This is a genomic window from Nonomuraea sp. NPDC049784 (assembly GCF_040659615.1).
Lineage (GTDB): Bacteria > Actinomycetota > Actinomycetes > Streptosporangiales > Streptosporangiaceae > Nonomuraea.
In genome coordinates this window covers 1-2510 of sequence record NZ_JBFAMX010000987.1, presented here as the reverse complement: position 1 = coordinate 2510, position 2510 = coordinate 1, and the positions used below count along the sequence as shown (strand labels likewise).

At 71.3% G+C, this 2510-nt stretch carries 4 protein-coding genes; 3 read left to right on the top strand and 1 reads right to left on the bottom strand.

The genetic code is table 11. From position 1 onward, the window contains the following. Nucleotides 1–2 precede the first annotated feature (2 nt). The 3 genes from AB0J09_RS62145 (at nucleotide 3) to AB0J09_RS62135 (ending at nucleotide 1611) form a co-directional block, all read left to right on the top strand. On the top strand, nucleotides 3–167 hold the full coding sequence (locus AB0J09_RS62145) for a helix-turn-helix transcriptional regulator (RefSeq protein WP_360713547.1): 165 nt from the start codon (nucleotides 3–5) through the stop codon (nucleotides 165–167). Beyond that, entirely contained in the window at nucleotides 164–1120 is a 957-nt protein-coding gene (locus AB0J09_RS62140) for a transcriptional regulator (protein ID WP_360713545.1), read from the top strand. Before AB0J09_RS62145 ends, AB0J09_RS62140 begins: the two co-directional genes overlap by 4 nt. Nucleotides 1121–1248: 128 nt before the next feature. Continuing rightward, nucleotides 1249–1611, top strand: a complete 363-nt coding sequence (locus AB0J09_RS62135; protein ID WP_360713543.1) for a cupin domain-containing protein — start codon at nucleotides 1249–1251, stop codon at nucleotides 1609–1611. Between the two features lie 56 nt (nucleotides 1612–1667). Here the strand turns inward: AB0J09_RS62135 and AB0J09_RS62130 are convergent. After that, nucleotides 1668–2510: peptidoglycan recognition family protein (locus tag AB0J09_RS62130; RefSeq protein ID WP_360713541.1), on the bottom strand; the 843-nt coding region annotated here is incomplete at its 5' end.

The following is a 2510-nucleotide window of genomic DNA, read 5'->3' as shown; positions in this document are numbered from 1 at the left end:
CGCTGCTGACCGCCGGGCTGACCGACGCGGCCATCGCCGCGCACCTCGGCTGGAGCGACCGTACGGTACGCCGCCACGTCCGCGCGATGATGGTCCGGCTCGACGCGCATACCCGCTTCCAGGCGGGCTATCAGGCGGTCGTGCGCGGCTGGCTGGACGCGCCGTGAGCTCCCTCGGCGCCATCGGGCTCGGCCCGGACGAGGAGGCACTGTACGAGGTGCTGCTTGACCGCTCCCCCGCCACCCTCGACCAGCTCGCCTCCGCCTGGCCGCGCGCCGGCCTCGAGCCTCTGCTCGCGTCGCTGGAGTCCAGGGGCCTGATCAGCACGTCCACCGGGCCCATCTATACGGCGGTGGCCCCGGAGATCGCGCTCGACGTCCTCCTGCTCGCCGCGGAGCGCGACCTGCTGCGGGTCCGGGAACGGGCCCGCGAGCTGGAGGAGGCGTTCCAGGAACGCGCCAGGGAGCGCACGCCGCCGGTGGTCGTCGAGGTGGTGACCGGGAGGCGGGCGGTCGAGCAGCGGCACGCCCAGATCCAGCGCGCGGCCCGCCAGCAGCTCCGCTGCCTGTCCAAGCGGCCCTACTTCGACCCGCTGGGCAGCGTGGCGGCCCAGCGCGAGCTGCTCGACCGCGGCGTCACCAGCAGGATGATCTACGAGCGGGAGTTCGTGGCGGCGAAGGGGGCGCTGCGGCAGATCGAGGCGATGGTGGGGGCGGGACAGCAGGCTCGGGTGCTGCCCGAACTGCCGATGAAGCTGTACGTCGTGGACGACCGGCTGGCGCTGCTGCTGCTCAGGCACGAGCCCGCGGACGCGGTGGCGGCGCTCGTCATCCACCCGTCGGGGCTGCTGGAGGCGCTGATCAGGCTGTTCGAGGGGCTGTGGCAGCGGGCGCTGCCGCTGGGCCTGGCGCCGTCCGCGCGCAACCCGGCCCGGGACTCCAGGGACGACGCGCGGCTGATCGCGCTGCTGCTGTCGGGCCTCACCGACGAGGCCATCGCCCGCCAGCTCGGCGTCGGCCACCGGACGGCCGAGCGCCGGATCGCCGAGCTGATGGCCTTCCTCGGCGCCCGCACCCGCTTCCAGGCCGGCGTCCAGGCCGCCCGCTCCCACCGCCCATGACCGCGGTGCCACCGTCCGGGGTTGCGGTCCCTTGGGCGGGATGGCCGCCCCACAACCGCTGGTCACTCAGCGAGCCGCGGTGCGGCGATCACGGCCGGTAAACTGGAAATGACGGAAGGGGGGACGTCATGATCGAGGTCAAGAGCATCGAGAAGCCGGACGAGCGTCGCGACTTCCCCATGGGACATCTCGAAGTATGCAACCTGGAGGGCCTGAGCTTCGGCGTGGCCACGTTCGAGCCCGGCTGGCGGTGGTCGGAGTCGGTGAAGCCGATCGTCGGCACCGACTCGTGCCAGGTTCATCACAACTGCTTCGTCGTCCAAGGCAGGCTGCGCTTCCGGACCGACGAGGGCGGCGAGGCCGAGGTCGGGCCCGGCGACGTCTTCGTCTGCACGCCCGGACACGACGCCTGGGTCGTGGGCGACGAGCAGTGCGTGATCTACGACTTCGCTGGCGGGGCCGCGCAGTACGGCAGGGAGACAACCGGCTGAACACGGCTGTGGCCGGATCGCCAGCCCGTGCGATCCGGCCACAGGTCAGTGGGTTGTCATCCGCAGTGTTCGAAGGGGCTGTCATACGTGCTGGTGCCTGCCTTGCCGCCCCACTTGACGCACTTGTCGGCGGCGGCGGCCCGTACGGGTCCCGCGTAGTACGCGAAGTTCCCGCTGTCGGTGACGCGGGCCTGGCCCTCGACCTCCAGGTAGGCGCTGGTCGCGGTGGCCGTGCCCAGAGAGGTCTTCTTGATCGTGGCCACGCAGTTGTTGCCGTTGTCGGAGTTGTAGAGCAGGTAGACCGTGCCCGCCGTACCGAGGGCGACCGAGTCGATCACCTTGTAGCCGCTGCCGCACACCGACTCCGGCGTGTGCGGGTTGGTGCCGCCGCCGCTGCCGGTGACGTACTGCATGTACTTGGTCCAGTCCCAGTAGCTGCCGGGGTCGGTGTGGTCGGCGCCGGGGACCTCGCTGTGGCCCACGATGTGGGTGCGGTCCTTGGGGATGCCGTACCGGTCGGCGATGTTGCGGGTCAGCGCGGCCGACGAGCGGTACATCGCGTCGGTGAACCACGTGGCGTTGTCCACGAAGCCCTCGTGCTCGATGCCGACCGAGCGCCGGTTGTAGTCGCCGGCGTGGAAGGCGCGGTCCTTCTCCCTGACCATCTGGGTGATGGCGCCGTCGGAGGAGCGCACGACGTAGTGGGCCGAGGTGGGGTTCGGCCTGGGCCCGGTCTGGAACCAGGAGATCGTCCCCGCGTAGGAGCCCTGCGTCACGTGGATGACGATCCGGTCGATGGCGTCGCTGGTCGGCCGGTTGGAGACGGCGTAGTTGCTGCTGTGCGCCGGAGCCCACGCGGCCGACGGGTAGTCGGTGCTGGCCGCGAGCGTGCTCGGGTT

Bases quoted from the DNA above. Each gene is read 5' to 3' on its own strand.
- AB0J09_RS62135 (WP_360713543.1), top strand. From the start codon at position 1,249: ATGATCGAGGTCAAGAGCATCGAGAAGCCGGACGAGCGTCGCGACTTC.